The following is a 6,585-nucleotide window of genomic DNA, read 5'->3' as shown; positions in this document are numbered from 1 at the left end:
CCACCGACGCTCCCAGGTTTACCCAGCGCTTATTCGCGCTAACGATCTTTTTGTTCTGTGGGGGAATGTGCCAGCTTTGCTGGCGCATTCCCCCAACAGAACAAAAATGTTCACGACTTCACCTCGTCGACTGCCCCGATCATATACAGCGCGCGCTCCGGCACATCCTTGAACTCATCGCGCAGGATGCGCTCGCAGCCGTCGAGCGAGTCGCTCAGGCTGACCAGCCTGCCCTTGATGCCGCTAAACTGCTCGGTGGTGAAGAAGGGCTGGGTCAGAAATCGCTCCAGCCGGCGGGCCCGGCCGACCACCTTGCGGTCATCGGCCGACAGCTGCTCCAGGCCGAGCATGGCGATCACGTCCTTGAGATCCTCGTACTGGGCCAGCGTCCGCCGGATCTCCTGGGCCAGCTGGTAGTGGCGCTCGCCGACGATGCCCGGCGTGGCCATCTTCGAGCTCGACTGGAGCAGATCGACCGCCGGGTAGAGCCCCTCGCTGGCCCGCTTGCGCGAGAGCACGATCGAGGCCGAGAGGTGCGAGAAGGTGTGGACCGCCGCCGGGTCGGTCAGGTCGTCCGCCGGCACGTACACCGCCTGGATCGAGGTGATCGCCCCAGCGTCGGTGTTGGCGATGCGCTCCTCCAGCCGCGACAGCTCGGTGCCCATGGTCGGCTGGTAGCCCAGCCGCGAGGGCATCTGGCCCATCAGCCCGGAGACCTCCATTCCGGCCTGGATGAAGCGGAAGATATTGTCGATCAGCAGCAGCACATCGCGGTGCTCATCGTCGCGGAAGTACTCGGCCATGGTCAGCGCGGCGTGGCCCACGCGGAAGCGGCTGCCCGGCGGCTCGTTCATCTGCCCGAACACCATCACCATATGCGGCAGGACGCCGGCCTCCTTCATGTCGCGGTATAGCTCCTCGCCCTCGCGGCAGCGCTCGCCGATCCCGCAGAAGATGCTGACCCCCTCCTGGTGGCCGATCATGTTGTGGATCATCTCGGTGAGCAGCACCGTCTTGCCCACGCCCGCCCCGCCGAACAGGCCGGCCTTGCCGCCGCGCTCCAGCGGCACCAGCACATCGATCACCTTGATCCCCGTCTCGAAGATCTCGGACTTGGTGGAGCGCCGCGCCAGCGCCGGCGGGTCGCGGTGGACGGTGCGCCACTGGACATCGGCCGGCGCCGGCTCGCGGTCGATGGCGTTGCCGAACACATCGAACATGCGCGCAAGGATGCCCGCGCCGACTGGCGCCATCAGCGGCCCGCCGGTGTCCTCCACCGCCATGCCTCGGGCCAGGCCCTGGGTCGGCGTGAGCGCGATCCCGCGCACGCGCTGCGCGTCGAGCTGGGAGAGCACCTCGATCACAACTCGCCCCCCGTCCGCGTGGAGCAGCGCGTAGATCGGCGGCAGCCGCGTGTCGAACCGGACATCAACGACGCTGCCGCGCACGGCGATAACCGCGCCGGTGTTGGGGAGTGTCGTGTGATCGCTCATTGGGGGGTACCTATCTCCGTCGCAGATCTCGCCATGGGAAGGGGCCGCCCAGCGGCCCGCGCAGATCGTGAGCATATACAACAAGGCAGATCATGCACGAAGCGTGCCAGGGAAGCCATGGGGCGAAGCCCCATGCGCATCAATGTGAGGGCTGCCGCCTAAAAACCAGCGTTGTTTGTGCCCAGCAGGCACATGCCGCACTGATGGTGCTGCGGCGCGGCTACACCGCGCCGCAGCACCATCAGTTTTTTTGTGGGAGAGCGAAGCTCTCCCACACCCTCACCGTGCGCAGTGTTGTTGCTGGCAACAAAACCCGCTCTCCCCTTGAGGGAGAGGGGCTGGGGGTGAGGGTCGTGCGGCCCTGATCGAGCAGCGCCGCTGCCCGATCCCACCGTAAATATATGATACAATCACCGGCATCTTTGGCCGAGCGGAGGAGGGCCGTGTGTATCGAGGACAGCGCATTTCAGTGGTGATCCCCTGCTTTAACGAGGAGCACGGCCTGCGCCACGTGCTCGAAGGGATGCCCTCCTATATCGACGAGGTGGTCGTTGTGGATAACAACTCCACCGATGAGACCGCCAGGGTGGCCCAGGAGCTTGGCGCGCGCGTGATCTTCGAGGCCCGCAAAGGCTATGGCAACGCCTACCAGGCCGGCCTGCCCGTCGCCACCGGCGATATCATCGCCACGGTGGACGGGGACGGGACCTACCCCTCAACCAGCATCGCCCCGATCATCGACGATCTGCTCGACCGCGGGCTAGACTTTGTGTCGGCCAGCCGCTTCCCGCTGCGCGACGCGCGGGCCATGCGCCGGCGCAACGTCCTCGGCAACAAGGTGCTCACCTACACCTTCCGCGCCCTCTACCTGCGCTGGGTGGCCGACTCGCAGTCGGGCATGTGGGTCTTCCGGCGCAGCTGCCTGTCTCAGATCCGCCCGACCCAGCCGGGCATGGCGTTCTCTGAGGAGATCAAGATCGAGGCGCTCCATGCCCGTGGCCTGCGCTTCGGCGAGCATCATGTAGACTACTACGAGCGCATCGGTGAGACAAAGCTCTACACCTGGCGCGACGGGTTTATCAACCTGGGCTACCTCTTCCGCCGCCGCCTCGGCCGCCTGCCCGCGCTGGCGCCGGTGGCCGAGCCGGTGGCGTCGGATACGTAGTCGCGAGGCGTGAGGCGCAACGTGTGACAGTGACGCCTCACGCCTCGCGCCCTGTAAGGATATATTTATGGCGAAGCCCACCACCGCAAAGGCCAAGAAGCTCGGACGCAACGACCCCTGCCACTGCGGGAGCGGCCGCAAGTATAAGGACTGCCACCTGCCGATCGAGGAGGCCGCCCGCGGCGAGCAGCTGCGCCTCCGACAGGCCCAGGATAGCCTGCTGCCCAAGATCATCGAGGCGGCCCAGAGCGTGCCCGATCAGTTCCCGCCCGCCTTCGCCCGCTTCTGGCAGGAGAAGTATGCCGTCGAGCAGATGGCCGAGCTTGATGAGATTGAGGACCGGGGGGCCGAGCGATTCCTGACCTGGTTCGCCTTCGATTTCCGCCAGGCCGACGGGCGCACCCTGCTCGGCCAGCTCGATGACGCGGCGGACACTGGCGGCTTCGATGTGGACCCATCGGAGCGGAAGCTGCTCGCCCTGTGGCGGGAGGTTCGGCTGCGGCCCTATGTGGTGGACGGCGTCCGCAAGGGGAAGGGGCTCAGCCTCCACGACCTGCTGAGCGGCGCGGCCTATGAGGTGGCCGACTATAACGCCTCGAAGCGGCTGATCCCCGGCGAGGTCGTGGTCGGCCACCTGACCCCGGCGGACACCGCCCCCGGCGCCGCAGCGCCCACCTACTATCTGGCCGGCGCGGCCGCCCAGCTCACCGACGACACCGCCGAGAAGCTGCTGGAGTTCGTCGAGCTGCACATGGCCGACCTGCGCCGCCGCGCGCCAGACTCCACATGGGACGACCTCATCGATGAGCGCAGCGAGATCCTGAACCATTTTGTGACGGCCCTGCCCCACGAGCAGCGCGACCCGACCGTGATGGAGAAGATTGTCGCCGAGGGCCGGATCGCCCTCCAGCTCACCGCCGAGAGTGTGGCGGCCCTGCTTGGCCGGGCGCTGCCTGAGTCGGAAGTCGAGGATCAGGAGGCGGGAGTCGGGGGGCAGAAGTCGGGAGTCGGTGCCCCAGACCCGGGCGCAGACCCGGATGCGGATACGGAGCTGGAGGGCAAGGATTAAGGCATGGCGGAGTCGGTCGTCGGTCGTCGGTCATGGCAACTCGCGCTCGCCGTCTTCCTCTTCCTGGCCGGAATCTACCTGCTGACGACCGGGGGCCACACCTACGCCAGCGACGAGGAGCAGCTGATCGCGGTGACGGCTAGCCTGGCCGAGCACGGCAGCTTCGCGCTGAACGCCGGCACGGGCCAGCCGCCGGTGTTCAGCGCCTACGGGCCGGGCCAGTCGATCCTCGCCGCCCCGCTCTACCTGCTCGGCAAGGCGGCCGTGACCGCCTTCCCGCACTGGGGCGCGTCATACATCACCCGCGCGATCATCAGCTGGCTCAACCCGCTCGTCGCCGCCGCCGTAGCCGCCCTGGTCGCCCTGGCCGCGCTGCGGCTGGGCTACCGCGCCCGCCCCGCCGCCGCCGCCGCGCTGATCTATGGCCTAGCGACGATGGCCTGGCCCCATAGCAAGACCTTCTTCGCCGAGCCGCTCGCCGGCGGGCTGGGGTTTGCGGCGTTTGTGGTGCTGCTGTCTACGCTCGCGGGCCTCCTGGCGGCCCTGGCCTGCGCCGTGAAGATCCAGGCCGGGCTGGCCCTGCCGTTTCTCGGGCTGTGGGTGACATACCAGGCATATCAGCAGGCGAAGGTGACACGCCGATTTTCATCCTTCATCCTTCATCCTTCATCTTTTGGCATCGGCGCAGCGACTGGCCTGGGGGCGCTCGGCATCTACCAGTGGGCGCTGTTCGGCAGCCCGCTGCACAGCGGCTACGGCGGGGCGGGCGCGGTGTTCAGCGGAGATCTCGCCGAGGGGCTGTACGGGCTGCTGCTCAGCCCCGGCAAGGGCATTGTCTGGTACGCGCCGCCGCTGGCCCTGCTGCCCCTCGGGCTGGCATGGCTCTACCGGCGTGATCAGAGCGCGGCCGTGCTCTGTGGCGCCATCTCGCTGGCCACCCTGCTCTTCTATGGGAAGGTGACGTTCTGGCACGGCGATGGGGCATGGGGGCCGCGCTACCTGAATATGGCGCTTCCCTTTATGGCGCTGCCCCTGGTGGCGGTGGCCGATGCCGCCATCGCCGGCCGGCGCGCGGCGGCCATCGCCCTGGCATCCACCCTGATCCTCGCCGCCCCCGTGCAGCTTGCCGGCGTGGCGATCAACCTGAACGCATACATCGACGTGCAGCGCGACGCCCGCCAGCGCTACTTCGTGCCATCCCAGTCGCCCATCCTCGGGCAGCTGCGCCTCGCCGCCGGACAGCTTGGCCGGGCCTCCGCGCTGGCCTTCGCCCCCGACAGCATCGTCCTGCGCGAGGGCTTCAGCTACAGCGAGGGTGATCGCGCCGCCGATGTTCAGCTGCCGCGCTGGACGCTGCCCTCAGCCCAGATCGACCTGCGCCCGCCTGCGATCGCGGATCTGCGGGTGTCTCTGGATGTGAGCGGCTGCCGCCCGGCGCCCGTGCCGCCCGCGACGATCCGCCTGCGCCTGGGCGACAGCGAGATCGGCGCCCTGCCGGCATGCCCGCCGCGCCGCATCGACCTCCTGCTGCCCCCCCGCCCCGCGCGGCTCCAGATCGATAGCCCGGCCTGGGACCCGGCCGCCGCCGGGGTGGACCGCGCGGGGCCGCTGGGTGTCTACCTCAGCCGCGCAGCGGCGTGGGCCGGCGGGTCTGCCCTGACCCTGCGCGGCACCCTCGTGCCCATCCCGCCCCTGCCAGCTGGCGAGGTGTCGCTGCGCCGGTGGGCCAGCGACTACCGCTACGGCCACTGGGATATCTGGCCCTGGTACCTTGCCCACAGCGGGCTTCCGACCGCGCCGAGCCTGGCCCTGGGGGCAGTATGGGCGGGTGTCGCCCTCGGCCTGATCGCTGCGGGCGCCCGCATGCTCGGGCTGGCGCTGCGCGACTCCTGAGGAGATAGGAACGCCACCGTGATCTCTCTCGTCTGTACCGTGCGCGACGAGGCCGACAATATCGCCGCGCTGCTCGACTCAATGCTGGCCCAGACCCGCCTGCCGGACGAGATCGTGGTGAACGACTGCGGCAGCCGCGACTCCACGGCGGCGATCGTCGAGTCCTACGTCGCCCGCGACATGCGGGTGCGCCTGGTGCGCGGCGGCCACAACATCCCCTCGGGCCGCAACAGCGCCGTGGCCCAGGCCAGGGGCGAGCTGATCGCCTGCACCGACGCCGGGCTGACCCTCGACCCCGGCTGGCTCGAGGCGATCATCGCGCCCCTGGAGCGCGGCGAGGCCGACCTGGTGGGCGGCTTCTTCACGCCCGCGCCGGCGAGCCTCTTCGAGCTGACCCTGGGGGCGGTCAACTACCGCGAGGCGTCCGAGGTGGACGGCGCGACCTTCCTGCCCTTCGGCAAGTCGATGGCCTTCCGCAGAGAGCTCTGGGCGCGGGTGGGCGGCTTCCCCGAGTGGGCGAGCCACTGCGAGGATCTGCTCTTCGACTTCGCGGCCGAGCGGGCCGGCTGCCGGCGCGCCTTCGCCCCCGATGCGGTGGTGCGCTTCCGCCCGCGGCCCTCGCTGCGGGCCTTCGCCCGCCAGTACTTCCTCTACGCGCGCGGCGACGGCGCGGCTGGGCTATGGCCGAGGCGGCACCTGGCGCGCTACCTGGCCTACCTGGGGCTGCTGGGCACGCTCTGGGCGATGGCCGCCAGGCCGCGGGCGCGGCTGCCGGGCGCGGCCATGATCGGGCTGGGCGCGGCCGGCTACACCCGCGGCCCGTACCGTCGCCTGTGGGGCCGGCTGGCCGGGCGCGGCCCCGCCGAGCGGGCCTACGCCCTGGCACTCGTGCCAGCCATCCGCCTGGTCGGCGATGTGGCCAAGATGGCGGGCTACCCGGCGGGGCTGCGGCGGCGCCGCATGCG

At 69.5% G+C, this 6,585-nt stretch carries 5 protein-coding genes; 4 read left to right on the top strand and 1 reads right to left on the bottom strand.

The features are described 5' to 3' along the window. Positions 1–110 precede the first annotated feature (110 nt). The gene (gene atpD / locus K2Z83_RS19915; RefSeq protein ID WP_220596942.1) at positions 111–1,493 is read right to left on the bottom strand and encodes a F0F1 ATP synthase subunit beta; all 1,383 of its coding nucleotides are present in this window, start codon (positions 1,491–1,493) and stop codon (positions 111–113) included. A gap of 445 nt (positions 1,494–1,938) precedes the next feature. Between atpD and K2Z83_RS19910 the strand changes: the two genes are divergently transcribed. The 4 genes from K2Z83_RS19910 to K2Z83_RS19895 form a co-directional block, all read left to right on the top strand. Next, positions 1,939–2,658 carry a glycosyltransferase family 2 protein gene (locus K2Z83_RS19910; RefSeq protein ID WP_220596941.1) on the top strand — a complete coding sequence of 240 codons (720 nt, stop codon included), beginning with the start codon at positions 1,939–1,941 and terminating at the stop codon, positions 2,656–2,658. Positions 2,659–2,725: 67 nt separating this feature from the next. Next, a complete protein-coding gene (locus K2Z83_RS19905) occupies positions 2,726–3,727 on the top strand; it encodes a YecA family protein (protein ID WP_220596940.1) in 1,002 nt (333 codons plus the stop codon). Between the two features lie 3 nt (positions 3,728–3,730). Further along, a complete protein-coding gene (locus K2Z83_RS19900) occupies positions 3,731–5,620 on the top strand; it encodes a hypothetical protein (RefSeq protein ID WP_220596939.1) in 1,890 nt (629 codons plus the stop codon). 18 nt (positions 5,621–5,638) lie between these two features. After that, on the top strand, positions 5,639–6,585 hold a 947-nt coding region (locus K2Z83_RS19895), incomplete at its 3' end, for a glycosyltransferase (protein ID WP_220596938.1).

It is taken from the genome of Oscillochloris sp. ZM17-4, assembly GCF_019599295.1.
GTDB lineage: Bacteria > Chloroflexota > Chloroflexia > Chloroflexales > Chloroflexaceae > Oscillochloris.
The sequence above is the reverse complement of the archived record's forward strand: the minus strand, read 5'-3'. Positions and strand labels throughout refer to the sequence as shown.